Raw genomic sequence first — 26,442 nt, forward strand, 5'->3', positions numbered from 1 at the left:
AAACGGACTGCGGGCGTTGTCTCCTGTCTGGAGACAACGCCCGCAGAGCGTCCGCAATCAGGCGGCACTCAGGCCATGCCGGCGGTCAATCAGCGCTGCGCGATCGGCTTGGCTTCACGCGGCGTGGAGCCGACAAACAGTTGACGCGGACGGCCAATCTTCTGCTCCGGATCCGCAATCATTTCGTTCCATTGTGCAATCCAGCCCACCGTACGTGCCATCGAGAAAATACACGTGAACATCGCGGTCGGAATACCCAGTGCACGTTGCACGATGCCCGAGTAGAAGTCGACGTTCGGGTACAGCTTGCGCGACACGAAGTACTCGTCTTCCAGCGCGATCTTTTCCAGCGCCATGGCCAGCTTGAACAGCGGGTCGTCGTGCAGGCCCAGTTCTTCCAGCACTTCGTGGCAGGTTTCGCGCATCAGCTTGGCACGCGGGTCGTAGTTCTTGTACACGCGGTGACCGAAGCCCATCAGCTTGACGCCCGAGTTCTTGTCCTTCACCTGCTTGATGAACTCAGGAATGTTGTCGACCGAGCCGATCTCTTCCAGCATGTTCAGCGCGGCTTCGTTCGCGCCACCGTGTGCCGGGCCCCACAGGCAGGCGATACCGGCTGCGATACATGCGAACGGATTCGCACCCGACGAACCGGCCAGACGCACCGTCGACGTGGACGCATTCTGTTCGTGATCCGCATGCAGGATCAGGATGCGATCGAGTGCGCGCACCAGCACGTCGTTGACCTTGTACTCCTCTGCCGGGTTCGCAAACATCATGCGCATGAAATTCGCGCTATACGACAGCTCGTTCTTGGGATACACGAACGGCTGGCCAACCGTGTATTTGTATGCCATCGCCACCAGCGTCGGCAGCTTGGCGATCATGCGAATCGCCGACACCTCACGATGCTGCGGATTGTTGATGTCGAGCGAGTCGTGATAGAACGCGGACAGTGCGCCGACAGCGGCCACCAGAATCGCCATCGGATGCGCGTCGCGACGGAAGCCGCGGAAGAAGAAGTGCATCTGCTCGTGCACCATCGTGTGCTTCGTGACGGTCTCGACGAACTCTTCCTTCTGCGCTGCATTCGGCAGTTCGCCGTTCAGCAGCAGATAGCAGGTTTCGAGAAAGTCCGCATTCTCCGCAAGGTTATCGATCGGGTAGCCGCGGTACAGCAACTCGCCTTTGTCGCCGTCGATATAAGTGATCGCCGAGTTGCACGCCGCCGTCGACATAAAGCCCGGGTCATACGTGAACTTGCCGGTCTGGCTGTACAGTTTGCGGATGTCGATTACGTCCGGGCCCAGCGTGCCCTTGTAGATCGGGAAATCGACGGTCTGGTCGCTGTCGGAAAACTTCAGCGTTGCGTGTGTCTTAGAGTCGTTCATCTACGTGTTCCTTTTTTGCTATCACATCGCACTCGTGCCGGACTACGAAGGTTCTAAAGCCGGCTCAGGCTTTGCATTTTACGGCCACCTCGTCCATTAATTGCGGCGATTGGCCACAACAATCCATCTCGACCTAAGCAACATTCGTTGCGAATCGTATTAAATCCAATTCATTCCTACGAATATTGGCCAGCTAGACTCAGCCAGCCAACTGAAAGATAGCGTAGTTATTGCAACAATGTTTTGCTCTGCCTAAGCAGCAGAAGCGCGCGCCGTCTGAGATACTCGTTGCGTGTGTTGCTTCCCCTGCAAAACACATCGCTGTCTTTGGCCCGCCGTTCGCGGCGGGCCTTTTTATCCAGTCTGAAGAACAGGATTACCAGATGAACGCATCGCTCGAAACGCTGTTTCCGGATCTCAACCACACCGAAGACAGCATCGTTACCGCGCTGAACCATCAGGACATCGTGGTGGCGTTGTCCGCAGCACTGAAGACGCAAAACGTCGCCGTGCTGCATATGCTTTATCCGCGTACCGACGCGCGCACGCACAGCAGCCTCGACGAACTTGTTTCCAGGCTCAATAGCCACGGCCTGCATAAGGTCGCCGGACTGGTGGCCAATGAAGCGCACTACCTGGTGTTCAAGGAGCCGGTCAAGGCGTGGAAAGCCTTCCAGGAAATCCGCAACGACTCGCTCGCGATCGGCGTGCATCTGTACTATCACGGTCTGGTCGGCGAAGCAGCCGAGCGCGCGCTCGACGCTGACGCGCATCGCAAGGCTTAATGCTGGATTAGCTGAACTGGCTGGCTGAATCAGCCGGTTCAGCGCTGTGAGGCGTCGCCGCCCACGCTGCGGATAAATTCGTCGATATAGCGATTGAACGCAGCAGGGTGCGCCAGATTCATCCCGTGCGATGCGCCGCGCACCGTCTCGCGCCGCGCATCCGGCAACCACGATGCGAGCGCAGTGGCGGTGCGTCTGAACATCTCGGGACTCTTCTCCCCGTCGATCAATAGCACGGGGCAGCGAACCTGCGCGGCATCTTCCGGCGTATAGGCCGGCAGCGGATCGCGGAACTGGCGCGCCAGGGTGTGGGCGTTGTCGATCGCCATCGTGCGGAATGCCAGCGTGCTTTTCGCCCAGAAGCCAGGACGGCTCACCGAATCGACGAACAGTTGCAGGCCCGCGTCCACATTGCCTTCTTCGATCAACTGAGCGGCCCGCGCCCGCAATGCATTGACCGTTTCCGGCAGGCTCGCAACAGGCCGCCCTGCAATCTGCAACGGCCCGCCCGGGTCGGCGAGCGTCACCGTGCGCGCATGCTGCGCGTGGCGCCGCGCAAAATGAAACACCACGCAGCCGCCGCGCGAATGCCCCACGACATGTGCCGGCCCAGAGCCCAGGCGCTCGATGAATTCGGCCAGTTCGTCTGCGTGATTGCTCCAGCTGAACGGCATGTCGGCCGGCGTATCCGTCACCGGCCAGTAATGAGTGAGGCTCACCGCTACGCAGCGGTAATGCTTCGCCAGTCCGTCGAGTTGTGGCTGCCAGTAGCGGTAGTCGCACAGCGAGCCGTGCACGAACAGCAGCAGTTCGCCCTCGCCTGCTTCGACGTAGGGCATGCGCAAGCCATTGGAGAGCTCGATATCGCCCGTCACGCGTTATTCGTAGACGAGTTCGTCCAGCAGGCCGGCTTCCGCTGCCGTCCCCGCACCGCGCACCGCGCATGTCAGCGGTTCATCGGCGATACGCACGCCGAGTCCGAGTTCGGCGGTCAGACGACGTCCCAGGTTGGCGAGCAGCGCGCCGCCGCCGGTCAGTACGATGCCCGAGCTGGCGATATCGGTTACCAGTTCGGCCGGCGCGCATTCGAGCGCCGTTTTCACGGCGCCGATCACCTGGCGCAACGGCCCTTCGATGGCATCGGCGATATCGTGGTTGTTCAGTTCGACCGTGCGCGGCAGGCCGTCGTCGACGCTGCGTCCGGTGGCGTTCATGCGCTCCATCGGCACGTCGCGCATGGCAGAGCCAATGGTCTTTTTCACGTGTTCCGCGGTCTGCTCGCCGAGCAGCACCCCATACAGCGAGCGCACGTAGTTGATGATAGCCACGTCGAACTGGTCGCCGCCGACGCGAACCGAGCCGTTATAGGCCATGCCGCCAAGCGCGATCACCCCGACTTCCGTCGTGCCGCCGCCGATATCGACCACCATCGAGCCAGTTGCCGACGATACCGGCAAGCCCGCGCCGACTGCCGAAGCCAGCGATTCGCCGATCAGGCTCACTTTCCAGGCCCCCGCCGCCACGGCGGCTTCCTTGATGGCGCGACGCTCGACCTGGGTTGCCCCGGCCGGTACGCAGATCGTGAATGCAGCACGGCGGCCGAACAGCGGTCTGGGCCGGGCCATCTCCACGAACTGGCGAATCATGTGTTCCGCGGCGGAAAAGTTGGCGATCACGCCGTGGCGCATCGGCCGTACCGTCTCGAGATTGTTGGGCGCGCGGCCGAGCAGTTGTCTGGCCTGGGCGCCCACTGCCGCCACCCGCTTCTGGCCGGCTTCGGGCTGCTTCTGGAAGCACACCACCGACGGCTGATTGAGGACGATGCCGCCGTCGTCGGTGTAGATCAGGGTATTAGCCGTGCCGAGGTCGACCGCCACGGTGTGACGGAACAGTCCCCTGAACAGTGAATGATGCGGCTTCGGTCTGGCCATATGAAGGCTCTGCGTTTGTCGTTATCGCCCTTGCAGGCGCTGCGATGAATCCCCGTTGTACCGCACCAAGCCCACCCAACACCCCCGCGGGTGCAGCAAGATCTTTATGCAGCGCGCGTGATTTTCGCGCTATTGAACCATTAACGGCAAGTAGAACAAATTCTTTAGGCTTACTTTATTTTCCATTTCATTTCGGACCGAGTTTCGCCCTGTTTCAAGGGGCCTTTGCTCCCAGTGCACGGACGAGCGCATCGCGTCCCAGTACCAATCCTTCGCCCGAAATCGTATGACCAATGCCGGGCAACGCAAATGCGCCGACCGCATAGCCGGCATCGCTGAACGCATGGGCCGCGCGCTCGAGTTCGAGGACTGGGATCACCGCATCTTCGACTCCGTGCACCAGCGTCAGCGGCGTGCGCGCCTGCGTGGTGATGCGGGAAGCAAGGCGTCCTGAATACGCTACGACGGCAGCGGGCGCGTCGTCGCTCGTCGCCGCGTGATGAAGCGCCATCATCGAGCCTTGCGAGAAACCCACCAGCGCAAGCTTTTCGAAAGGAAGCTGCCAATACTGCAACTCGCTTTCGAGCATGCGCCGTAGCGGCGGGTAGGCATCCGCCACGCGGCCAATGCGGTTAGCCTCGTTTACGTCGCGCAGGCTGAACCATTGGCGGCCACCAAAGCCGCCGTCGAAGCGTTCACTACCGTCGAGCGAGGTAAAGGCGACATCGGGAAATGTCTCGCTCCAGCTATCGGCGAGCGGAAGGAGGTCTTGCGCGTTGCTGCCGACGCCATGCAGCAGAACCACCAGCGCGCGAGCCGGCGCATCAGCCGGCGGGACGGCAGGCGCGAGGCGCCAGCCATGTTCGAATTCTTCCCAGGCCATATCAGACTCCCTTTGCTTTCTGTCTTTTGCTTCGATGCACATCAACGAACGACCCGACGCCGTTTGCGCGACGCCGGGCAAATCACAGCCGCGAGCATACGCTTTCGTGATTTTTTTTGCCGCCTTTGGCGAGCCCTGGCCAGCATGCGCTGTGCACGTCGACAACCCTACTTGAGGAATGCAGGTATGCTTTTGACAGCCATTGGGCCAGCGGTGAGCCGCCTGCCGTCCAGCAAGCCGGCATCCCGCATCGCTTAAGACACCGCTCCGGAGAATCGATTGAGCCAGCCCGCACCTGCGCCCGCATCGGCCCCGCCGCCGCCTCCACCGCCGCTTAAAGGCGGCCAGCTCGTACTCGCGACAATCGCCGTTGCGCTCGCCACTTTCATGAACGTGCTCGACACGTCGATCGCGAACGTCGCCATTCCGACCATTTCAGGTAACCTGGGCGTCTCGGTGGACGAAGGCACTTGGGTCATTACTGTGTTCGCCGCCGCCAACGCGGTGTCGATTCCGCTGACCGGCTGGCTCACGCAGCGCATCGGCCAGGTCAAGCTGTTCGTCGGCGCAATTCTGATGTTCGTGCTGTCGTCGTGGCTGTGCGGCATCGCACCCACGTTGCCCATCCTGTTGCTCGCGCGGGTCTTGCAAGGCGCGGTGGCTGGTCCGCTGATTCCGCTGTCGCAGGCCATTCTGCTCGGCTCGTATCCGAAGGAGAAGTCGTCGACAGCGCTCGCCCTGTGGGCCATGACCGCAACGGTCGGCCCGATTGCCGGACCGGCGCTCGGCGGCTGGATCACGGATAGCTATAGCTGGTCGTGGATTTTCTACATCAATATCCCGGTGGGCATCTTCGCGGCCGGAGTCACGTGGATGATCTACCGCACCCGCGAAACGCCCACCCGCAAACCGCCTATCGACGTGGTGGGGCTCGGCCTGCTGATCACCTGGGTCGCTTCGCTGCAGGTGATGCTCGACAAGGGCAAAGACCTCGACTGGTTCTCGTCGCCGGTGATCGTCATTCTCGGCATCACGGCGCTGGTCAGCTTTGCGTTCTTCCTCGTGTGGGAGCTCACCGAAGAAAACCCGATCGTCGATCTGCGTCTGTTCACGCAGCGCAACTTCCTGGGCGGGACGATTGCAATCTCCGTGGCTTATGGCGTGTTCTTCGGCAACCTCGTGCTGCTGCCGCAATGGATGCAGGAGTACCTGAATTACCGGTCAGTGGACGCCGGTCTTGTGACCGCGCCGCTCGGCATATTCGCGGTGCTTCTCGCGCCGGTGATGGGCCGTGTGCTGCCGCGCTCGGACGCGCGCATTATCGCGACGCTCGCCTTTATCGGCTTTGCGATCGTGTTTTACATGCGCTCAAAATACGTGATTGAGATCGACACGTGGCATCTGGTGCTGCCGACGCTGCTGCAAGGCATTCCGATGGCGTTGTTCTTCGTGCCGCTGACGGCAATTATTCTGTCCGGGCAACCGCCTCAGAAGATTCCGGCGGCAGCAGGTTTATCGAATTTTGCGCGGGTGTTTTGCGGCGCGGTGGGTACGTCGATCGCCGGCAATGAGTGGAATAATCGCACCGTGCTCCACCATGCCAGATTGACCGAGCGGGCCAGCATCAATAATCCGCTGTTCAACCAGCAGATCGATTCGACCCAGTCGCTGCTGCATCTGAATACACAATCGTCGAACGCCCTGTTCGATTTCACTGTGAATACGCAGGCGGCGATGATGGGGCTGAACGATATTTTCTTTATCTCCGCGATCATTTTTATTTTGATCATTCCGCTGATCTGGATTACCCGGCCTGCCAAGGGCGGCGGCGGTCCGGGTGCGGCTGGGGCACACTGAGCGCGGGCGCTGGGTGTGTTGAGCGCGTTGGGCGCGTTGGGCGTGGACAAGCAGTGGGCATGGCGGCCGATTTACCATTTGCAACGGCTTGCCAGTAAAATCCCGGCGTCCACGCTCGCCCTCGCTTATGAACTACCAAGGCATCCTCGAACAGATCCACCACGATCTGCAGCCCTACCTGGGTACCGGTCGCGTTGCCGACTATATTCCCGAGCTGGCCAGGGTTCCAGCCAACAGCTTCGGCATGGCCATTGTCACGAACGCCGGTGAGGTGTTCCGGACCGGCGAGGCCGACACCCGCTTTTCCATCCAGAGTATCTCCAAGCTATTCGCCTGCACGATGGCGTTTCGGCTGCTCGGCGATGCACTGTGGCAGCGCGTTGGGCGCGAGCCGTCAGGGACGCCGTTCAATTCGCTGGTGCAACTCGAAGCGGAGCAAGGCAAGCCGCGCAATCCGTTTATCAACGCTGGCGCGCTGGTGGTCACCGATGTGCTGTGCCGACGGTTCGTGCAGGCGGAAACCGCGCTGGTGGAGTTCATGCGGCGGCTGACCGGCGAAGTGACGATCGACTACGATTTGCGCGTCGCGCAATCGGAGCTGCAAAACGCCGATCGGAACCAGGCTATGGCGCATTTCATGGCCAGCTTTGGCAACATGGAAATGCCGGTCCACTCGGTGGTGGATGCATATTGCCGGCAATGCGCGATCTCGATGAGTTGCGTCGAGTTGGCGAAGGCGGCGCTGTTTCTAAGCAATGGCGGCGTTGTGCCGGCGACCGGGGAGCGGATTCTTGACAGCAGTTCGGCCAAACGATTGTCGGCGCTGATGTTGACCTGCGGTACCTATGATGCGGCGGGGGATTTTGTCTATCGCGTGGGACTGCCGGCCAAGAGCGGGGTTGGTGGAGGAATTGTCGCCGTGCTGCCGGGCGAAATGGCGGTTTGCGTCTGGTCGCCAGGGCTGGATAGCAATGGGAATTCGTTGGCGGGGGTGAAGTCACTGGAATGGCTAACCACACTTACCGGACAGTCGATCTTTTAATAGCGCCGGGGCAGGTAATTTTGGCGGCGTAAAAGAGCGCGACTCTGTCCGCAGCGGACAGAGTCGGCGCAACTATAATACGAAATCGCCCATTTTCTCCAGCTGGCTCAGGCGGCAAACAGGCATCTTTCCGACGGATGCTCCGATTCGCTCGAAAACCCGAAGCATCGAAAGTCACCGAACAAGGCATAAACGCTAGCAACTCGGGGACATCGCACAGGAGAAGAGTTATGCCCGATAATGCACTTCCCTCATCCAGCGGAAAACCCGGTGCGGAGTATGGAAAATCATACCGCGAATGGAAAAATTGGGAAGTCAGCAACTTTGGCAGATTAGGAAAATCAGAAAGCTGCTACTTCGATGCGGAAATAAAAAAAGCGAATATTAAAACCGACAGAAAGATACGCGCGCTGGAGATTGGCTTTGGTAACGGCAGCTTTCTCACCTACGCCAGAAAAAAGCAATGGGATATCGTCGGCACAGAAATCAACAAGGATCTGGTCGAAGCCGCCAGGCGCCTCAATTTTGATTGCATCTGCACAACCGGTCTGAGCGCATTTCCAGACGATACCTTCGATCTGGTAGTGGCTTTCGACGTTCTCGAACACGTTAGTCAGGAAAATCTTCTGACCTTTCTAAGAGAAGCAAAAAGAATACTGAAAGACGGTGGAACTTTCATCGCCCGGTTTCCAAATGGAGACTCACCATTCGGATTGTTCAATCAGAATAGTGACATGACTCATATAACGGTAATTGGAAGTGGCAAGGTAAAATATCTTGCCAACGAATTGGGTGTGGAACTCGTGTTTGTTGGCGGGGAGGCTCAGCCGTTAATTACCGGCACTCTGCGACGAATGATACATGGACTATTTTCCATACCCATTAAAAAAATAATAAACCTGTTTGTCAGTCTTGTTTTTTTCCAGGGAGGCGCCATCGCCTTCTGCTCGTTGAATCTTGTCATGATTTTTCGCACCAGAAAATCCAGCTCCATCACAGCTTCCGGGGGCGATTGATCAATGTCACCATCACGTAACTCATGATGGTCAGCATGAACCATGAACCCAGTTTTCCCACGGACACCATCGCCCACCCATGCATCTGGCCTGGATACAACCAGGCGTGACTGAACGTGCCGATGTTTTCTGCCAGCCAGATGAACGTGGCGATAAGCACGAAACCGAGCAATAACGGCATCCGGTGGTAGCTTCGACCAATCAGAAAGAACACGGTACAGCGGCGAAAGGCAATCGCGACGCATGCCATCAACAGGTATCGAACGTCAGGCAGATAATGGTGGGCAAAGAAGTTGACATAGATCGCGACGGACAACGCGCCCGTCACCGCCAGCGAAGGATGATGGGAGAACCGCAGGTCGAATCCCCTGCATGCCCGGGTGATATAGCTCCCAACGGATGCATACATAAAGCCGGTGAACAACGGCACACCGCCAATCCTTAGGTACGCGAACTCGGGATATATCCACGATCCGACAGCCGTCTTGAACAGTTCCATGCCTGTTCCGGCGATGTGGAAGAGCAGGATTACGACAACTTCGTCCCACTCTTCAAGGCGGAATGCGATAAGAAGCGCCTGAATCAGAACGGCTGCAATTGTGAGCGCATCGTACCGAGGGAGCGCCGCATCCGCTGGATACCAGAAATGACTGCCGACCAACAGCGCGACCATAAGACCGCCAAAGAGGCAGACCCATGCCTGTTTGATTCCAAACGCGGCAAGGAGGCGGAACGCGGAGCCGATACGGCTTCGTTCATCGTTGCCAGAAAGAAGACCGCTTACAACCCGTTCGACCCACGCATTGGGACTCTCCGATGCCGCCTGTAATTGCATTTGCGATGTCGATGAAAGATTGATGTGTAAGTTTGCCAATCGGCACTGTTGCTATCGCAAATGACCGGCGCACCAATTTCTGCGACAGGATTGTCGACGATAAAACCGAAGAAGTCGAATGTCGCGATCAAGGGCACCGTGCGATTTATCGTAGGTGGCCTTTGAGGAGGGAACACCTGCCGAGGTGAATTCAACAGGTCGAGGCTACGAGTTGTAAAATCGCTCGGAGCCCCGGGAGGCCGCCAGTGGTCTATGCCAACGGGCGCCGCGTCCAGGTGACGTTCGGCCGGCTCACCGCAGAACCGCCCTGCCAGACCATCCGATCCACCGAATCCTCGCCATGCCCGCCGTCAAGACACACTTCCAGGATCTGCCCATCGTCCTGGATCCGGCCCAGCGGCTCGAAATCGCGCACCAGCATTTCGACGTTTGCGCGCTGCCCGTCCAGCAGCAGTTGCTGGCGTGGTGCGACCGTATGATTGGGGTGGTCAACCTCCTGACGACGCGCGACGAACGCAGGCAGCCGTTTCGCGGCTGGATCGACCGCTATGCCGTGGGCGAATTCCTGTTCGCCGACTGCCACACCGACCGCATCACGCAAGACCGGACGATCGCGCGCATCTCCCAGGACAACGCGCGCAGCATCGTCTTCCACGTGTTTTTCGACACTGCGCCCGGCAACGAGCTCATATACCCCGGCAAACGCACAGGCACGGCGCTCGAGGGCGGCATCTTCGCCGTCGATCTCAATCAGCCCGTGCAGTTCAAGCGCGCGCCCTGCCGGCACGTCACGATTTTTCTGCCGGGCACGCTGCTATGTAATGTGTTCCCAGACCCATCGGTCCTGCACGGACGCACACTCTCGCCACACTTGCCCGTAGTGCGTTATCTCACGGGCCGCGTCCTGTCGCTTGCTGCTCACGTCCGCCACATGGCGCCTTGGGATGCTCACCGGATCCTGCGCGAGATCGTGCTGCTGATCGCGGACGCGTTCGGCGAGCAGGCGGGGCTGAAGGGCGGCAAGCCCGCGCTCGCCCGGGCAATGGCGTTCGACCAGGCACGCCGCTACGTGCATCGGAATCTGCACGACGGCGATCTTTCGCCCGATGGCGTCGTGGAGTCGCTCGGCCTCTCACGACGCGCGGTCTATCGCCTCTTTGAGCACGAAGGAGGGCTTGGCGCCTATATCCGGCATGTGCGCCTGCGCGCCGCCGCCGACGAGCTCGTCGCATGGCCGGGCGTCCCAGTGCAGGACATCGCCTATGCTCACGGCTTTCGGAGCGCGTCGGACTTCACCAGAGCGTTTCGGCGTGCTTACGGCCTCGCGCCACAGGACATCCGGCAGTACCGCGACGACATGGGCGCATCGCCGAAGCGGTCTTGACGCGGTTAGCCGGCCGCCTTGCGCGCAGCTGTGAATCGCGCCTTGATATGACGAGGCGTTTCAAGCTCGTCGACGACCGCCACGGCGAGATCGGCTACCGAAATACCGGCCGGTTTGTCGCCATCCATCAGCAGTTGCTCTCCGCCAAGACGGTAGGTACCGGTCCGCTCGCCCTCTTCGAGGAATGCTGGCGGGCTCACAAATGTCCAGTCCAGAGCCGTGTTGCTGCGCATCGAATTCAACGCGTCCCGAGCCGCCCTCGCGCCAGGTACGATGTTCGGCGGGACATGTGCGATGAAGGAATCGGTGTCGACAAGCTGGACGCCCGGTGCAACAAAAAGGCTACCCGCGCCACCGATGACCACAAGACGCCGCACGCCGCTGGCTTCTACTCCGCGAACAATCGCTTCGCTCCCACGGAGGAAGTTATCGAATAGTTCGGGGTCGTTCCAGCCTGGGTTGAAAGCCGACACGACGGCATCGTGATCGCGCACGGCGTTTGCGACCGACTCCGGCGAATAGGCGTCGCCGGTCACGACATTGAGGCCCGGTTGTGACGCAACGCCCCCATTCTTTCGAACCATCACCGTGACCTCATGCCCACGGTGAAGCAATTCCTTCTGCAGATGCTTGCCGACGAAGCCGGACGAGCCAATCAACGCAACTTTCATGATCCCTCCCACGATAAAAGCATGAGGAGTTATGCTACCGGTCAATTTTCGACTTTAAAATACAGCGCAAACTACGATATCTTTTAAGCTGAGCTACAAAATGCAAGATCTACGTCAGTTGGTGGTCTTCGCGGAGACGGTCTCACGCGGCTCGATGAGTGCAGCGGCGAAGCGGCTGGGGATGACGCCTTCGGCGGTAAGCCAGACCATCAAGGCGCTGGAACGGCAGTCTGCGGTCACCCTGCTGCATCGTTCCACGCGCAAACTGACACTCACTGAAGACGGCAAACAGTGCTATTTCCATTGCCTGCAACTGATGGCGTCATGGAAGGCCGCAACCGATTCATTAACGCAGGCTCGGGATGCGCCAACCGGGGAGTTACGTATTGCCGCGCCATTGGGCCTTGGACCTCGGATCGCACCAGCGCTGGCGTCGGTCCTTTCCACCTGGCCGCAACTACGCCTGCGCCTGCTGGTGAGCGACGAGATGGTCGATCTGATCGATGCGCGAGTCGATCTCGCCATCCGGATAGGCACCATGGCCGACTCCGGGTGGACCGCCCAGAAGCTATGCGACCTCGAAACCATCATGTGTGCCTCTCCGGCCTATCTGGCGCGCAACGGCACGCCTGACAGTCCACAGGACTTAAGCGACCATCAATGGATAGCCCTTGAGCGGCAGGTCGACGCTGCCCGGTCCGTCGACTCTTCGGATGGTGCAACGCCGGTCATACCGGTGACGCTCTTTGGCGAGAGGCGGATGAAACAGACGGTGCACGTTGGCGTGCGCGTCGTCAGTACGACGCAACCTGCGATTCAACAGATGTGTGAGGAGGGGCTCGGGATAGCGCGCCTTTCGTATATCGAGGTACTCAACTCGCTCAAGCATCACAGTCTGGTGCATGTTCTGCCGAAGTGGACGTTTCCGGCACTCCCTGTGACACTCGTGACACCGCGCAAGGACGGCCAGCCCGCCAAGGTACGGGCCGCTGTAGACGCGTTACGGTCGTACTTCCGGGACCTCCCTACCGTTCACTCATCCACGTCCACGGATTGATCTCACGTCAGAAAAGGCGCGATTCGACGTGTTGGCACCCCCTCGCCTACAGCGGACCTTCAACTTCTCGCGAACGGGTGATTCGATCTGTGTGCGTGATCAGTGGTACGTCGTCGTCGAAGACTGCAGCTTCGTCAGCACTCCTTGCTTGAATCGAAACCAGCCTTGTGGGCCTTGCATCACGACTTCGTCGCCTTGCCAGAAAACGCGCTTAACCATCATGCGCATGGTCAGGCGCTCCACCAGTGGCGGATGGTGGCGAAAGTCGTACAGCACCGGCCCGGAATCGGTCTGCACAAGCATTCGCGCGACGGCGTCATTTGCGCCGCCGATGTCATCGAAATGCGTGAGCGTATTCGCGCCGAAGCGATCGAAAATGCCGTTGTCGACGGTTGCCACGAAACCGCGATCGACGCGCTCAAATTGCAGTTCGCCTGAGGGTGTAACAAGTGGGCCGGACGCGTTGCTTTGCGCATGAACACAAGTCGCGAAGGAGGCGGCTGCGAGCGCGGTGAGGAACAGTCGTTTCATGTTGCCTTTCAGATTCAGCGGCTTCTCCGACCAGGGAAAGGCGCGCGAAGAGACTCGTCGAAATCAATACACCTTGAAGCTTTCAGTGCGTGCCATCAATGCCAGTCCGATAACGGCAATGCCGGCGAAGAGCGCTGGCAGCAGGAAGACATTAGGAATACCCAGGAATGCCACTCCGAAACCGCCCGCGACGCCTCCTAACGCCGAGGCGAGAGCCGTCGAACTCATGAAGATTGCCGACGCCGTCGCTACCGCGCTGGGAAGCAGGCGTTGCGCGACGATGATGCCCAGAACCATAAATATGCCCCAGACACCGCCCATGAGGATCTGTCCGGCGAACATGCCCGCTGCAGACGGCCAGAGCGCAAAGCAAAAATTGGCAAGCACCGCCATGGCGGCCGCGATACACATCAGCCACACGTTGCCAAGCTTGCGGCCCAGGCCGATGCTGAAGGGCATGATCAGCAGTTCGATGAACGGCTGTATTCCGATGACCGCGCCCCGTACCGCCGGACTCAGCTTGAGGTGCTCTTCCATGTAAATCAGCAGGAATCCGTACTTCACTGGCTCCCCCGCGTAGACCAACACGAAGAGTCCTGTGAACGTCAGCAGTGGAAGCATGGCACGTAGGCTGGAGTGCCGCGCGGGCTCACTCGCCGGCTCCGGTTTGAGCTTGACGGGTGGATTCAGCGTTCCGAGAGGTACGATCTGTAACAGCGTACAGATGGCGGTCATCCAGAGCATGGGGCGCAGGCCGTAGGCAGCCGCCACCCACGATCCCAGGACAGGCCCGACGATCCATCCGCCGGTAAGCGCCATACGGACGACGGCAACGACACTCTCATTTTCGTCGCCGGGCTTATCAGTGAGTTCATCGTGAACGGCCGCAAAAATTTGCGAGGCGGTAGCACCGGAAACGGCCAGCAAAGCAATGGCGATGACGAAGGGCATCCAGACCGAAGTGGAGAGGGCTAACCCCGCCCAGCCCAGAAAGCCCGCCACAGCACACAGGCGAAAAAGACCGAGGCGATTCCCGGTTCGATCGGAATAACGGCCGACGAGATACCCCGTGACTGGCGCCGCAAGGCTGGTCATGTAATAAAGTCCCGCCAGCGGCAGCGAGGCGCCGAGTTCCTTCACCAGAAACAGAACGATCTGTGGTGCGGCCGCCGATGTGCCGAGCCCCGAGAGAAACATCGCAATCGTTGCGCCGAAGAGAAGCCTCGACACTGCAACTTGACGCAATGCAGATTGACTGCCGCTTTGGTCAGACATCGTGAGACGGCCGGGTTGCAGACGGTCCAAGGTGCTCCTGAATGATTTGCCACCCATCTCCGACACGTACGACGACCGTAGTGCCTCGGCCCGTTCCCGAGGCTGGCTGGCCCTCGATCAGTCCACTCCACTCGAAGCCATATGTGCAGGCAGCGCTGTCGTCGTGGACATAAGTCCAAACGAGATCCTTAATAACGTAGCGCTCGCCCTGTATGAGATCGAAGGTCGCTCTGATGGCACCTTCGATTTCCGCCTTTCCGAAGTAAGTCCCTTCACTGAAAATGAAACACGCGTCTTCGTGAATCAACGGTGCGACTGCCTCCCAGCGGTGAGTCGCTAACGCATCTTTGTATGCTGCGAGCAATGTCTTGTGGTCCATGTAATTTCTTTAGCGCCGGCACATCCATGCTCTCGACGATCCAGTTATCCGCGTGGGATCTCATCGACGACGTAGACGTTGCAATTCGGTTGGTAGAAAGCGGACCATCAAATGCAATGCCATCGGGACCAGCACACCGTCGTCCACAATCCCGACGAATGGAACAGCAAAATTGAAAGGATCGATCGCGTACAACGCCACAAGAGCGAATGCGGGCATCAGCCATACCGGACGGTCCGGGTGCCTCAGCGCATACCAGAGCACCCGAAGATCGTTCTTGACCACCTTCAACAGCAAAACGATTTTTTTCATCTCGACAGATCCTCCACCCGTTCCGTTCCTGCATCGGCTACGCCGCCTGCCGCTTCTGAATCTGCGAGCGCCGTATTTCGCAACTCGAATGCTACTCCAGGATCGGACGCGATAGCCTGCGCCTCCACTGTCTCCCAACCCCCGCACCAGGCAACACCTCAATTTTGTGCTGCGCATAACGCCTCAGCACTTCGACCGCGGCGCCCCCGCCCTCCACACACCAAACAAAAAACTGATCCATCCCCGTATTTTCTCTTTGACAGAGTATCTTTAGATATATATCTTAAGACACATCTTAAGACACACCCGGAGAACGCAGATGCGTCATTCACATCATTCCCGCCGTCATCACGACATCGACGGCATGTATTCCACCGACCGTTTCTCGCTGCATGCGCTGTGGCATGCCCTCAGCCGCGAGCAATACCGCGAGGGCGGCCGCGAACGCCACGAAGGCCGTGGCGAGCGCGAAGGCCGCGGCCACGCCCGCTCACCCCGTGGTTTCGAAGACTTCTTCGCCGCCCGCGGAGCCTTTCCCGAGCGCTTTGCGCTGCACGCCCTGTGGCACGCCATCGGCCGCCATCAGCACCATCGCGGCGAACGCGGCGGTGACCGTAGCGGCCGCTTTGGCGGTCCCGGCGGCCCTGGGGGTTTCGGCGGCGACGGAGACGGTTTCCCGCGCGGCCGCAAATTCAGCTCGGACGATCTGCAACTGTTGCTGCTGGCCCTGCTGGACGCCCAGCCGAGCCACGGCTACGAACTCATCAAGGCGCTCGAAACACGCTCGAACGGTTTCTATAGTCCGAGTCCCGGTATGGTCTACCCCGCGCTGACCTACCTCGAAGAAATCGGCTTCGTGACCGTCCAGCTCGAAGGCAACCGCAAGCGCTACGAACTGGCCGACGCCGGCCGCCAGCACCTCGCTGACAACCGCGAACGGGCAGAGATGATGCTCGCCAAGCTGAACCATATTGCCCGCAAGATGGATTCCGTGCGGCGCGCCTTCGCTGGCGAAGAGCCGCTGGATCCGAGCGAAGGCGGTTGGCTGCCCGAGCTGATCGAAGCCCGCCGTGCCCTCAAGCATGCGCTGTTCCGCCGCGACAACGTACCGGCCGACGAACAACGCCGCATCGCCGCGATCCTCGCGCGCGCCACGGCTGAAATCGAAGGCAAGCCGGACGCAGGCACGAACACCGGCACCGACGCCGGCGCGGGAGATATCTGAGCCCAGGTGGCCAGAATCCCGCGCGCTACCCGACATCACCGGAGAGAACATTTATGCTGACCAGGTCCGATCTCGCGGTTACCCGCGTACGTCATCCGCTGAAATTCCGTTTGCTGCAAGTCACGCGGGTTCATCCGCTGACGCCTCATCTGATTCGCGTCACCCTCGCCGGTGACGATCTGCACGACTTCGAATCGGCTTCGTTCGACGATCACATCAAGGTCTTCTTCCCGGCGCCGGGCGCCGACAAACCGGTGCTGCCAGAGGCAGGCCCGAACGGCCCGGTGTTCCCGGAAGATCAGCCGCGACCCGTGGCGCGCGATTTCACGCCACGCCGCTATGACCGCGCCGCGCGCGAGCTGGATATTGAATTCGCGATGCACGAAGCCGGGCCGGCCGCGAGCTGGGCAGCGCAGGCAAAGGTCGGGCAATATCTGGGCATCGGTGGTCCGCGCGGCTCACTGGTCATTCCCACCGCTTTCGACTGGCATCTGCTGATCGGCGACGAGACCGCCCTGCCGGCCATCGCCCGACGTCTGCAGGAGCTGCCTGCCGGCACCCGCGTGGCGGCGGTCCTCGAAGTCGCCGATCCGTCGGCGCGCATCGAATTCGATACGCAGGCCGAACTGCATGCGGTGTGGCGCTACCGCAGCGACTCACCGTATCGCGGCGACGCATTGCTGCAAGCGGTCCGTGAAACGTATCTGCCGGATGGCGAAGGCTATGTCTGGGCTGCCGGCGAATCCGCCACGATGCGCGCGGTGCGGTATCACCTGTGCACTGAGCGCGGCGTCGACAAATCGCGCATCCGTGCGGCGAGCTACTGGAAACAGGGCGCCGTAGCGGTGCACGAAAACCTCGACGACTGAGCCCGCGCAAACTCGCCAACATCATCGCCAGCCCCACGGCTGGCTTTACCCTTTTCAAGGATCTTGCCGATGTATTCCATCAGCACAAAGCACGAACGGCGTCTACTCTGGCTGCTCGCGCTGACGCAGTTCACTGTCATCATGGACTTCATGGTCATGATGCCGCTGGGTCCGCAGATCATGCATACCTTCGGCATTACACCAGCGGCCTTCGCGACGGCAGTGTCGGCTTACTCGTGGTGTTCGGGACTGTCGGGGCTGTTCGCCGCCACCTATATCGACCGCTTCGACCGGCGCAAGCTGCTGTTGACGGTGTACGCACTGTTCGCGGTGTCCAACCTGGGCTGTGCGCTCGCCAGCAGCTTTCCGTTGCTGCTCGCGGCGCGCGCATTTGCCGGTATTACGGGCGGTGTGCTGGGCTCGGTGGTCATGGCGATCGTCGGCGACGTGGTTCCGGTGCAGCGCCGTGGTGCGGCCACCGGCATCATCATGACCTCGCTCTCGCTGGCCGCGATTGCCGGCGTGCCGGCCGGCGTCATGCTCGGGGCGCACTTCAACTGGGCGGCACCGTTCCTGCTGCTGGTGGTGCTCTCCGTGGTGATCTGGTTTGTCGGCATGCAGATCGTGCCTTCGCTCGCCCAGCATCTGAGCCGCCGGCCACCGCCGTTGAACCAGGTCTTGCCCGACCTCGGACGCCTGCTCACCAATCCGCGGCATCTGAATGCGTTTGCGCTCACCTTCATGATCATGGTGTCGCATATGCTGGTGATTCCGTTTATCTCGCCGATGCTGGTGCTCAATCACGCCGTGGCGCCCGCAAATCTGTCGTGGATGTATATGGGCGGAGGTTTCGCGACGTTCTTTACGTCGCGTGCGATTGGGCGCCTTGCTGACCGCTACGGCAAGCATCGGGTGTTCCGCATTGCCGCTCTGGTGTCGTTGCTGCCGGTGCTGTTCGTGACCCACCTGCCCAATCTTCCGTTCGTGGCGATGGTGCTGTTTTTCCCGTTCTTTATGGTGTCGATGTCAGGACGGATGATCCCCATGCAGGCCCTGCTCACGACGGTTCCCGAGCCTACCCGCCGGGGTGCATTTCTCAGTGCGAACAGCGCTTTGCAGGCGCTGGGGATGGGCTGCGGTGCATGGCTCGGCGGCTTGATGCTGACCAATACCGCGAGCGGACAGATTGCCGGTTATGGCACGGTGGGCTGGGTGGCGGCGGGCATCACGATCGCGGCTGTGTTGTGGGTCAACCGGGTCAAGGCAGCGGCCGATAACGCACCGCCTGCCGCCGCTGAGTTCGTTGCGGAACCGTTGAGCGAGGTTTGACCCAACCTATGCTACATGCCATTGCGGCGGCCGCTTCTCGAGAAACGCGTTGACGCCTTCGCGTTGATCCGGCCCATCGAAGAGATCGACGAAGCGCTCGCGTTCAACCGCGAGCGCCGCCGAACGCGGCACACCTTGACGGCCCTGATGGATCAGGGTCTTGCTGAAAGAGACCGCCTGCGGACTGAGCGCCGTCACACGTGCCGCCATTGCTAAAGCGGCCTCGCGTGCGGCGCCCTTCTCCACCACTTCTTCGACGAGGCCGATCCGCAATGCCGTCGCGGCATCGATGCGCTCGCCCGTCAAAATCATCCGCTTCGCCCAGCCTTCGCCGACCAGCCACGGCAGCGTCTGCGTGCCGCATCCGCAAGGCAGCAAGCCCACTGCCGTTTCCGGCAACGCGAGCTGCGCGTGCTGCTCGGCAATCCGGATATCGCAGGACAGCGCGCATTCGAGGCCGCCGCCCATCGCGTAGCCGTTGATCGCGGCAATCACCACGGCGCGTGCGTTTTGCAGCGTCTCGAAGGCGGCGCCGAAGCGCGCAGCGGCGGTACGTGCGACATCGCGATTGCCATCCGCGAAGGTGTTCAGATCTGCGCCCGCGCTGAAGAATTTCGGGCCGTCACCGGTGATGACAATCGCGCGCACACGAGCCTCGCCGTTCAGGCGTTCGACCGTGTGTTGCAGTTGCAGGAGTCCGTCCGGGGTGAAAGCGTTCGCGGGCGGGCGTTTGAGCGTGAGCAGGGCGACGGCGCCGTCGTTTGCGTAGTCGAGTTCGATCATCATGCGTCTCCGGCTGGAAATGCTGTGCTATCGCCGCTGCGCGTAACCGGGCGGACGGCTCATAGCGTTTGAAAAAGAGGTAGACAGTGCAGCATTGCGCTGCAACGGCTTCGATCTATTTACTATTCCCGCCCGACAGATCCGCGAAGTCCTCTTCCCAGTACTCCCCAGGCAGACGCGCGGGTTCGGCGGTCCGTTCCAGTTCGCGGCGCCGCAGTTCAACGCGGCGGATCTTGCCGGAGATGGTCTTGGGTAGCTCGCTGAACTGCAGACGGCGAATCCGTTTGTACGGGGACAGTTTTTCGCGCGAAAACTGGAACACGCTGCGCGCGAGTTCGGGGCCGGCTTCATAGCCATGACGAACCGTGACAAACGCTTTCGGCACGGACAGGCGCACGGGGTCGGCACTCGGCACCACGGCCGCTTCGGCAATCGCCTCGTGCTCGATCAGCACGCTCTCCAGTTCGAACGGACTGAGCCGATAGTCGGACGACTTGAACACGTCATCGGCGCGGCCCACGTACACGTAATAGCCATCGTCGCGCCGCAGCGCCACGTCGGAGGTGTGGTAATAGCCGTTGCGCATCGCCTGCACGGTTGCATTCGCGCTGTTCGCGTAGCCCGTCATCAGGCCAAGCGGGCGCTGCGCGAGCGGCAAGGCAATTTCGCCTTCGCTGACGGGATGATCGTCGGCATCGACGAGTTCGATGCGGTAGCCCGGCAGCGGCCGGCCCATCGAGCCCGGCACCACTGGCTGGCCGGGTGAATTGCCGATCTGGCAGGTCGTCTCGGTCTGGCCAAAGCCATCGCGGATCGTCACGTTCCATGCATGCCGCACACGCTCGATCACCTCCGGATTCAACGGCTCGCCCGCGCCGACGATCTCGCGCAGCCTGACCGGATAGTCGGCCAGCGGCTCCTGCACGAGCATGCGCCAGACGGTCGGCGGCGCGCACAGCGTCGTGACGTTGCAGCGCACCAGCACATCGAGCGTTTCCTTCGGCACGAAGCGCGCGTAGTTGAAGACAAACACGCAGGCCTGCGCATTCCACGGTGCGTAGAAGCAGCTCCACGCGTGCTTGGCCCAGCCGGGCGAACTGATGTTCCAGTGGATATCGCCCGGTTGCAGGCCGATCCAGTACATCGTCGACAGGTGTCCGACCGGGTAGCTTTGATGCGTATGCTCCACGAGTTTGGGCTTCGACGTGGTGCCTGACGTGAAGTACAGCAGCAGCGGATCGGTGGCGCGCGTCGGACCACCGGGCGTGAACTGCGCGGCGGAATCGTAAGCGGCGGAAAGATCGATCCAGCCGTCACGCGGCGCGCCGACCGACAGACGCGTCAGCGGGATATCGAGGCCATCGAATTTCGCCAGTTCCGCGCTGTCCACCACGACGAATTTCGCCTCGCCGATCTGGATGCGGTCGCGCACGTCGTCGGCGGAAAGCTGGGTGGTTGCGGGCAACACGATCGCGCCGAGCTTCATCGCCGCCAGCATCACGTCCCAGAGTTCAACGCGATTCGGCAGCATCAGCAGCAGGCGGTCGCCACGTCCTACGCCGATACCGCGCAGAAAATTCGCCATCCGCGCCGAGCGTTCGGACATCTGCGCATACGAGAACTTCGTACCCGGGCCACTGGGATCGTCGACGATCCACAAGGCCGGGTTGTCGTTGCCTTGCGAAATCACATCGAAATAGTCGAGCGCCCAGTTGAACTGATCGAGCACCGGCCAGGCAAACTCGCTATACGCGCGCTCGTAGTCCGTGCGATGGCGCAACAGGAGATCGCGCGCATCGAGGAAGGCCTTCGTCGAAATCGGAATGGTTCGCTCGGTCATCGTCGTCTCCTTTGTCGAAGGGGGTCAGCGCTTCAGGGCTAGCTCCCGTCTCGTGCAGATGCTGCCGTAGCGTCCGGCGCATGTGCGTTCTATTGGCGTTTCATTCTGCACTCAAACGTGTCGCGCGATCACCATTCTTTGTACTTCGCTCGTCCCTTCGTAGATCTGCGTGATGCGGGCATCGCGATAGTGACGCTCCACCGCGTAGTCCTCCAGGTAGCCATAGCCGCCATGAATCTGGATCGCGTGCGAACAGACCTCCTCGGCCATCTCGGACGCATACAGCTTCGCCTGCGATGCCTCGGACAGGCACGGCTTGCCCGCGCTGCGCAGCCGCGCCGCGTGATGCACCAGCAGCCGGGCCGCGTTCAGGCGCGTGAGCATATCGGCCAGCATATTGGCAACGGACTGGTGTTCCGTCAGCGGCTTGCCGAACTGGATCCGCTCGCGAGCATAGAGACGCGCCGCATCGAAGGCTGCGCGGGCGATGCCCAGTGCCTGCGCCGCGATGCCGATGCGTCCGCCTTCGAGATTCGACAAGGCGATGCGCAGCCCTTCGCCGCGCTGGCCGAGCAGATTCGCCTCGGGGATGGCACAGTCCTCGAACGAGATCGGGCAGGTATCCGAGGCGCGGATGCCGAGCTTGTGCTCGGGGCGGCCCACGTTGAAACCGGGGGTATCGGTGGGCACGATAAAAGCCGAGATGCCTCGCTTGCCCAGTTCGGGATCGGTCACGGCAAACACGATGGCGATGTTCGCCCGCGCGCCGTTGGTCACAAACTGCTTGCTGCCGTTGATTATCCATTTACCGTCGCGCAACTCGGCACGCGTGCGCAGGTTATGGGCTTCCGAGCCGGCCTGCGGCTCGGTCAGGCAGAACGCGCCGATCCGGCGTCCGGTAGCGAGATCCTGGAGGTACTCATTTTTCTGCGCCTCGGTGCCGAAGTTGAGAATCGGGCCGCAGCCGACCGAGTTGTGCACGCTCATCAGCGTCGCGCACGAGGCGCAACCGGCGGCGATTTCTTCGAGCGCTAGTGCATAGGCGATGTAGTCGGTGTATGAGCCGCCCCATTCGGACGGCACGATCATGCCGAGAAAACCCAGCTCGCCCATCTGCGTGACGACCTGATCGGGCAGTTTTGCCTCGCGGTCCCATTGCGCCGCATGCGGCACGAGGCAATCGACCGCGAAGTCGCGAGCCGCGTCGCGGATCATCCGCTGTTCATCGGTGTAGAAATGGTCCATGGCTTACGCCTGTGTCTCCGTCCAGATTGAACAAGTGTAGCAAGCCGCTGGACAGCTTCGATGCTCTGCCCGATCATTCTGCGTGAGCGCATTTGCCATGCCCGCGTGATCCGGCAACGTTTCTGCACGTAAATTGACGGGGTCGCTGTTCTCCGGCACGCGCAATCTTGAGCGCGTTTGCCAGCCTGGGCCGGTTGTGCCCCACCCTTGGCCGCCCACCGAGCTTGAGGCCCATGCCATGCAACCCATTCCGATTCAATGACGCCGAAAAACGATAAAGGGACGATCTCGCTGAGCCTCGTCGAAGAAACGCTGGCGCTCGCGCGGGCGCGCGGTCTCGATGTGAAGCCGCTCGTCGAAGCCGCCGGCATTGCGCCGCAGATGCTGGCCGCGCCGAAAAGCCGGGTTTCTTCAGCGCAATACGGCGCGCTGTGGGTCGCCATTGCAAACGCGCTCGACGACGAGTTTTTCGGCCAAGACCCGCATCCCATGCGTCGCGGCAGCTTTATCGCCATGACGCAGGCAACCTTGACGGCACGCACCGGCGGCCAGGCCCTGGCAAGGGCGCTCAGTTTCATGCGCCTGGTGCTCGACGATCTGAGCGCACAACTCAGCACAGACCCCGGCCGCGTGCGGATTACGTTCAACCATCGGGACGGCACTCCGCAGCCGACCATGTTCGCCTACGCAACGTATTTCATCCTGGTCTACGGACTGGTGTGCTGGCTGGTCGGACGGCGCATTCCGCTGCTGGCGGCGCGCTTTCGCTGCGCCGAGCCGCCTGCCGCGCAGGAATACCGGCTGATGTTCTGCGAAGACATGCAGTTCGGCGAGGACGCGTCGTACGTCGACCTGGCGCCGGCGTTTCTCGAACTGCCCGTGGTTCAGACCGCGCAGTCGCTCAAGCCGTTTCTGCGCGATGCGCCGGGCAACTTTGTCGTCAAGTATCGCAATCCAGGCTCGCTGGCCGCGCGGGTCCGCAAGGTGCTGCGTGCGCTGCCGGCGGCCGGCTGGCCCGCCGCCGATCAGATGGCACTCCGTCTGCATGTTGCGGAAGCAACCATGCGGCGGCATCTGAAGCAGGAGGGCTATACCTACCAATCCATCAAGGACGACCTGCGGCGCGATATTGCCATCGCCGAACTGCAGGACACTCGGCGTAGCATCGCGCAAATCGCTACACGCGTGGGTTTCGCCGAGCCAAGCGCATTCCATCGCGCGTTTCGCAAATGGACCGGCATGCGGCCGACCGATTACCGGCTCGAGCGGGCCGATCTCACGCATCCCGCGGAATCGGACTAAGCTGTAAGCAGCAGGCCCTTTTTTCGGCCGGCGCCGCTCGATCACACTCGCCACGTCTCATCTGGGACGGTCGGGTCCGATACGGCGCTCTGGCCGTCCGCGATGAGAACGTACCCGTTTCTCCCGTTCCGGCAATCCGGCCCGCACCCCCGGCGTATCCCCGGTGGTCTAGCGGTCCGGTTTCTACGCGGCGTCGCCGCGCTAGGCCTCCTGCTGGCGTTCGCCAGCACCCTTCCCCTTGGCATAGAGGCTGCGCCGGCGCCCGGCGGCGTCATCGTGATCCCCGTCAGCGGCGCTATCGGACCCGCGAGCGCCGACTTTATCGTGCGCAGTCTGCAACGCGCGGCGCAGCAACAGACGTCGCTCGCGGTGCTGCAGCTCGATACGCCCGGCGGTCTCGATACCTCGATGCGGCAGATCATCAAGGCCATTCTGGCTTCGCCTGTGCCCGTCGCCGCATTCGTGGCGCCGAGCGGTGCGAGGGCCGCGAGCGCGGGCACGTATATCGTCTACGCAAGCCACGTCGCGGCAATGGCGCCCGGCACCAATCTCGGCGCGGCGACGCCGGTGCAGGTCGGTCTGGGCGGCGCGGAGCCAGCGGGACAAAGCGCACCCGGCTTGCCGGCGATGAACCCAGGCGGCCAGGGAAGCGCTGGTGCACCAACGTCCGTATCAGGAACATCCGGGTCATCAGGCGCCGCGGCAGCCTCAAGCGCTCCTGCCGCGCTGCCACTCGACTCGCAATCGACCGAAATGCGCAAGCAGGTCCACGATGCCGCCGCCTATATTCGCGGCCTCGCGCAACTGCGTGGCCGCAATGCCGATTGGGCCGAGCATGCCGTGCGCGAAGCCGTGAGCCTGTCGGCTAACGAAGCGCAGGCCCAGCACGTGATCGACCTCACCGCGCGCGACGTCCCCGATCTGCTGCGCAAACTCGACGGCCGCATGGTCAACACCGTTTCAGGCAACCAGCCGCTGCATACGGCCAACGCTCCAATCATCACGCTGGAACCCGACTGGCGCAGCCATTTCCTCGCGGTTATCACAGACCCGAACGTGGCATTGATTCTGCTGATGATCGGCATGTACGGCCTCTTTTTCGAATTCGCCAATCCGGGCTTCGTGCTGCCCGGCGTGGTAGGCGCGATCAGCCTCTTACTCGGCCTGTTCGCCATGCAGATGATGCCCATCAATTACGTGGGACTGTGCCTGATCTTGCTGGGCCTCGCCTTCCTGGTCGCGGAAGCGTTTCTGCCGACCTTCGGCGCGCTGGGCTTTGGCGGCATTGTCGCGTTCGTGGTCGGCGCGCTGATGCTGATCGATACCGATGTGCCGGGCTACGGCATTCCCTTGCCGGTGATCGCGGCCGTCACCGCATTCAGTGCGCTGTTTGTATTCACGGTATCGAGCGTGGCGCTGCGCGCGCGCCGACGGCCGGTCGTGACCGGTTCGGAAGCGCTGATTGGCAGCCTCGGCGTGGTGCTCGAGGAAGGGCTTGTGCCGCACGGAGGCGGGGATGCAGGCGTGGGTTGGGCGCGCGTGCATGGCGAGCGCTGGCAGGTGTGTAGCGCGGCGCCGCTTGCGGCCGGCCATGCGGTGCGTGTAACGGCGCGGCGCGGCCTCACGCTGACCGTGGTGCCGGAAGGATCACAACATGGAGAAGGGGACCCCTCATGATTGGTTTCACATTCGGCTTCAGCAGCATTCTGATCGTGCTGGTGGCCGTGCTGATTGCCTCGTCGATACGTATTTTTCGCGAGTACGAACGCGGTGTGGTCTTCATGCTCGGCCGCTTCTGGAAAGTCAAGGGACCGGGGCTCGTGCTGATCATCCCGATCGTCCAGCAGGTGGTGCGCATGGATCTGCGCACCGTCGTGTTCGACGTGCCGCCACAGGACGTGATTACGCGCGACAACGTCTCGGTGAAGGTCAACGCGGTGGTGTATTTCCGCGTCGTCGATCCGGAACGCGCTGTGATTCAGGTGGCGAAATACTTCGAGGCGACCAGCCAGTTGTCGCAGACCACGTTGCGCGCAGTGCTCGGCAAGCACGAACTTGACGACCTGCTTGCCGATCGCGAGCAACTCAACGCGGATATCCAGAAGGTGCTCGACGCACAGACCGATGCCTGGGGCATCAAGGTGGCGATCGTCGAAATCAAGCATGTGGATATTAACGAAACGATGATCCGCGCGATCGCCCGCCAGGCCGAAGCCGAACGCGAGCGGCGCGCGAAGGTGATTCATGCTGAAGGCGAGTTGCAGGCCTCGCAGCATCTGCTGGAGGCGGCCCAGACGCTGGCGCAGCAGCCGCAGGCGATGCAACTGCGCTATCTGCAGACGCTCACGACGATCGCTGCGGACAAGAACTCGACCATCGTGTTTCCGCTGCCGATCGATTTGCTGAGTGCCGTGCTGGACAGGATGGGCAAGCCGTCGTCGGCAGCTTAAGTGTCGAATCAGGCAAACCGCACCCTGAGTCCAGGGTTTGTACTGATCGC

General features: G+C 61.4%; 25 protein-coding genes. 12 read left to right on the forward strand and 13 right to left on the reverse strand.

Features of this window, described 5'->3' with window-relative positions; genetic code table 11:
- Positions 1-89: 89 nt before the first annotated feature.
- Complete coding sequence (gltA, locus tag P3T20_RS00430; RefSeq protein WP_074268702.1) at positions 90-1,391, reverse strand: citrate synthase; 1,302 nt, start codon at positions 1,389-1,391, stop codon at positions 90-92.
- Between the two features lie 383 nt (positions 1,392-1,774).
- On the opposite strand from gltA, the gene P3T20_RS00435 reads away from it, so the two are divergent.
- Positions 1,775-2,176: a hypothetical protein gene (locus P3T20_RS00435; RefSeq protein ID WP_074268703.1), complete on the forward strand. Its 402-nt coding sequence runs from the start codon at positions 1,775-1,777 to the stop codon at positions 2,174-2,176.
- A gap of 38 nt (positions 2,177-2,214) precedes the next feature.
- Here the strand turns inward: P3T20_RS00435 and P3T20_RS00440 are convergent, their stop codons facing one another.
- The 3 genes from P3T20_RS00440 to P3T20_RS00450 all read right to left on the reverse strand — a co-directional run bounded on the left by P3T20_RS00440 (position 2,215) and on the right by P3T20_RS00450 (position 4,990).
- Positions 2,215-3,015, reverse strand: coding sequence for an alpha/beta fold hydrolase (locus tag P3T20_RS00440; protein ID WP_074269481.1), 801 nt, complete (start codon positions 3,013-3,015; stop codon positions 2,215-2,217).
- Positions 3,016-3,054: 39 nt separating this feature from the next.
- On the reverse strand, positions 3,055-4,107 hold the full coding sequence (locus P3T20_RS00445; RefSeq protein WP_074268704.1) for a rod shape-determining protein: 1,053 nt from the start codon (positions 4,105-4,107) through the stop codon (positions 3,055-3,057).
- Between the two features lie 214 nt (positions 4,108-4,321).
- Positions 4,322-4,990, reverse strand: a complete 669-nt coding sequence (locus P3T20_RS00450) for an alpha/beta hydrolase (protein WP_074268705.1) — start codon at positions 4,988-4,990, stop codon at positions 4,322-4,324.
- 279 nt (positions 4,991-5,269) lie between these two features.
- Here P3T20_RS00450 and P3T20_RS00455 point away from each other — a divergent pair, with 279 nt between their 5' ends.
- From P3T20_RS00455 to P3T20_RS00465, 3 genes are all read left to right on the forward strand, one after another.
- A complete protein-coding gene (locus P3T20_RS00455; RefSeq protein WP_429285714.1) occupies positions 5,270-6,847 on the forward strand; it encodes a DHA2 family efflux MFS transporter permease subunit in 1,578 nt (525 codons plus the stop codon).
- A 127-nt stretch (positions 6,848-6,974) separates the two neighbouring features.
- Complete coding sequence (locus P3T20_RS00460; RefSeq protein ID WP_074268707.1) at positions 6,975-7,889, forward strand: glutaminase; 915 nt, start codon at positions 6,975-6,977, stop codon at positions 7,887-7,889.
- A gap of 230 nt (positions 7,890-8,119) precedes the next feature.
- Positions 8,120-8,905: a class I SAM-dependent methyltransferase gene (locus P3T20_RS00465; RefSeq protein ID WP_429285715.1), complete on the forward strand. Its 786-nt coding sequence runs from the start codon at positions 8,120-8,122 to the stop codon at positions 8,903-8,905.
- On the opposite strand, the gene P3T20_RS00470 is transcribed toward P3T20_RS00465, so the two are convergent.
- Entirely contained in the window at positions 8,883-9,740 is an 858-nt protein-coding gene (locus P3T20_RS00470) for a DUF817 domain-containing protein (RefSeq protein ID WP_083611727.1), read from the reverse strand. The two genes, P3T20_RS00465 and P3T20_RS00470, sit on opposite strands and share 23 nt — an antisense overlap.
- Positions 9,741-10,080: 340 nt before the next feature.
- Here P3T20_RS00470 and P3T20_RS00475 point away from each other — a divergent pair, with 340 nt between their 5' ends.
- Positions 10,081-11,124, forward strand: a complete 1,044-nt coding sequence (locus P3T20_RS00475; protein ID WP_083611728.1) for a helix-turn-helix domain-containing protein — start codon at positions 10,081-10,083, stop codon at positions 11,122-11,124.
- Between the two features lie 5 nt (positions 11,125-11,129).
- Here the strand turns inward: P3T20_RS00475 and P3T20_RS00480 are convergent, their stop codons facing one another.
- Positions 11,130-11,795 (reverse strand): NAD(P)-dependent oxidoreductase, encoded by a 666-nt coding sequence (locus P3T20_RS00480; RefSeq protein ID WP_074268709.1) that lies wholly within the window; start codon positions 11,793-11,795, stop codon positions 11,130-11,132.
- Between the two features lie 100 nt (positions 11,796-11,895).
- Here P3T20_RS00480 and P3T20_RS00485 point away from each other — a divergent pair, with 100 nt between their 5' ends.
- Positions 11,896-12,852, forward strand: a complete 957-nt coding sequence (locus tag P3T20_RS00485) for a LysR family transcriptional regulator (protein ID WP_074268710.1) — start codon at positions 11,896-11,898, stop codon at positions 12,850-12,852.
- A gap of 99 nt (positions 12,853-12,951) precedes the next feature.
- Here the strand turns inward: P3T20_RS00485 and P3T20_RS00490 are convergent, their stop codons facing one another.
- The 4 genes from P3T20_RS00490 to P3T20_RS00505 all read right to left on the reverse strand — a co-directional run bounded on the left by P3T20_RS00490 (position 12,952) and on the right by P3T20_RS00505 (position 15,349).
- On the reverse strand, positions 12,952-13,383 hold the full coding sequence (locus P3T20_RS00490; RefSeq protein WP_074268711.1) for a hypothetical protein: 432 nt from the start codon (positions 13,381-13,383) through the stop codon (positions 12,952-12,954).
- 63 nt (positions 13,384-13,446) lie between these two features.
- Entirely contained in the window at positions 13,447-14,688 is a 1,242-nt protein-coding gene (locus P3T20_RS00495; RefSeq protein ID WP_217272846.1) for an MFS transporter, read from the reverse strand.
- Positions 14,651-15,037, reverse strand: coding sequence for a YybH family protein (locus P3T20_RS00500; protein ID WP_074268713.1), 387 nt, complete (start codon positions 15,035-15,037; stop codon positions 14,651-14,653). Before P3T20_RS00500 ends, P3T20_RS00495 begins: the two co-directional genes overlap by 38 nt.
- A gap of 60 nt (positions 15,038-15,097) precedes the next feature.
- The gene (locus P3T20_RS00505; RefSeq protein ID WP_074268714.1) at positions 15,098-15,349 is read right to left on the reverse strand and encodes a YkvA family protein; all 252 of its coding nucleotides are present in this window, start codon (positions 15,347-15,349) and stop codon (positions 15,098-15,100) included.
- Between the two features lie 319 nt (positions 15,350-15,668).
- On the opposite strand from P3T20_RS00505, the gene P3T20_RS00510 reads away from it, so the two are divergent.
- The 3 genes from P3T20_RS00510 to P3T20_RS00520 all read left to right on the forward strand — a co-directional run bounded on the left by P3T20_RS00510 (position 15,669) and on the right by P3T20_RS00520 (position 18,772).
- Positions 15,669-16,574: a PadR family transcriptional regulator gene (locus P3T20_RS00510; RefSeq protein WP_074268715.1), complete on the forward strand. Its 906-nt coding sequence runs from the start codon at positions 15,669-15,671 to the stop codon at positions 16,572-16,574.
- Positions 16,575-16,627: 53 nt separating this feature from the next.
- On the forward strand, positions 16,628-17,443 hold the full coding sequence (locus P3T20_RS00515) for a siderophore-interacting protein (protein WP_074268716.1): 816 nt from the start codon (positions 16,628-16,630) through the stop codon (positions 17,441-17,443).
- Between the two features lie 69 nt (positions 17,444-17,512).
- Positions 17,513-18,772 carry an MFS transporter gene (locus P3T20_RS00520; RefSeq protein ID WP_074268717.1) on the forward strand — a complete coding sequence of 420 codons (1,260 nt, stop codon included), beginning with the start codon at positions 17,513-17,515 and terminating at the stop codon, positions 18,770-18,772.
- Between the two features lie 6 nt (positions 18,773-18,778).
- On the opposite strand, the gene P3T20_RS00525 is transcribed toward P3T20_RS00520, so the two are convergent.
- From P3T20_RS00525 to P3T20_RS00535, 3 genes are all read right to left on the reverse strand, one after another.
- On the reverse strand, positions 18,779-19,555 hold the full coding sequence (locus P3T20_RS00525; RefSeq protein ID WP_074268718.1) for an enoyl-CoA hydratase: 777 nt from the start codon (positions 19,553-19,555) through the stop codon (positions 18,779-18,781).
- 115 nt (positions 19,556-19,670) lie between these two features.
- Positions 19,671-21,395 (reverse strand): AMP-binding protein, encoded by a 1,725-nt coding sequence (locus P3T20_RS00530; RefSeq protein WP_074268719.1) that lies wholly within the window; start codon positions 21,393-21,395, stop codon positions 19,671-19,673.
- A gap of 111 nt (positions 21,396-21,506) precedes the next feature.
- Positions 21,507-22,640 (reverse strand): acyl-CoA dehydrogenase, encoded by a 1,134-nt coding sequence (locus P3T20_RS00535; protein WP_074268720.1) that lies wholly within the window; start codon positions 22,638-22,640, stop codon positions 21,507-21,509.
- Between the two features lie 258 nt (positions 22,641-22,898).
- Here P3T20_RS00535 and P3T20_RS00540 point away from each other — a divergent pair, with 258 nt between their 5' ends.
- From P3T20_RS00540 to P3T20_RS00550, 3 genes are all read left to right on the forward strand, one after another.
- Entirely contained in the window at positions 22,899-23,942 is a 1,044-nt protein-coding gene (locus P3T20_RS00540) for an AraC family transcriptional regulator (RefSeq protein WP_074268721.1), read from the forward strand.
- Between the two features lie 102 nt (positions 23,943-24,044).
- A complete protein-coding gene (locus P3T20_RS00545; RefSeq protein ID WP_074268722.1) occupies positions 24,045-25,619 on the forward strand; it encodes an NfeD family protein in 1,575 nt (524 codons plus the stop codon).
- Positions 25,616-26,392, forward strand: coding sequence for a slipin family protein (locus P3T20_RS00550; RefSeq protein ID WP_074268723.1), 777 nt, complete (start codon positions 25,616-25,618; stop codon positions 26,390-26,392). The genes P3T20_RS00545 and P3T20_RS00550 overlap by 4 nt, the downstream gene beginning before the upstream one ends.
- The last annotated feature ends 50 nt before the right edge of the window (positions 26,393-26,442 follow it).

Source organism: Paraburkholderia sp. GAS206C (assembly GCF_050435645.1).
Classification (GTDB): Bacteria; Pseudomonadota; Gammaproteobacteria; order Burkholderiales; family Burkholderiaceae; genus Paraburkholderia; species Paraburkholderia phenazinium_B.